An 815-nucleotide genomic window follows, 5' to 3' on the forward strand; every position below is an offset into this window, starting at 1 on the left:
GCGTCGCGTCGCGCGCAGGGCCCGTCCAGGCTGGCCGTCGCGCTGGCCTTGTCGCTTGCTTCTGCGATGCCAGGCCACGCCTTGACGGGGCCGAGCACGGCGCGAAGATCAAGCTGATCGGGGCGCCATCTCATCGATCTTGACGCACTGGAAGGCGCGCCCGTTGTGAAGAACCGCCCAGGCGATGCGAGCGAGCTTGTTCGCCAGCGCAACTGCCAGCACGTTGTGATGCAGTCGCTTCTTCGCCGCCTCGAGCCACGACCTGAGCCCATAGCGCTCCCACTGCTTTGGCCCGAGCTTGACCAACACGACCCAAGCCGCCTGAACGAACAGCGTGCGCAGATAGCGATTTCCTCGCCTTGATATGCTGCCAAGGATCGTGCGGTCTCCGGTCGAGATTTGTTTCGGTACCAGGCCAAGCCAGACGCCGAAGTCGCGACTTTTTGAGAATGCATCTCCAGCACCGATCGCCGCCACCATCGCGCTCGAGATGATCGGCCCGATACCAGGGACTGTCATCAGCCGATCGCAGTGCTGATCCTGATGGGCGAGCGCTTCAATCTCGCTGGAGAGGCCGTCGATGCGTGCATCGAGCCGGTGCCAGTCGCCGGCCAAATCCTCGATCACGCGCAACATCCGAGGCGAGAGGACGTCGGTGCGCGTCGCCAGGATGCCGGGTAACTCGACCCGCAGGAAGCGCAGTCCTTGCCGTACCGCAACGCCGCGTTCCAGCAGAAAAGCGCGGATCTGATTGACGATGCCGGTCCGTTGACTGACCAAACGTTCGCGCACGCGGTGCAGCGCCTGCAGGTCGA

The 815-nt window shown here is 63.9% G+C and carries 1 protein-coding gene; it reads right to left on the reverse strand.

The annotated features are described in order from the left end of the window. Nucleotides 1-108 precede the first annotated feature (108 nt). A partial coding sequence (locus Q2941_RS51765; protein ID WP_458197564.1) for an IS110 family RNA-guided transposase occupies nt 109-815 on the reverse strand: 707 nt, incomplete at its 5' end.

It is taken from the genome of Bradyrhizobium sp. UFLA05-153 (assembly GCF_054185185.1).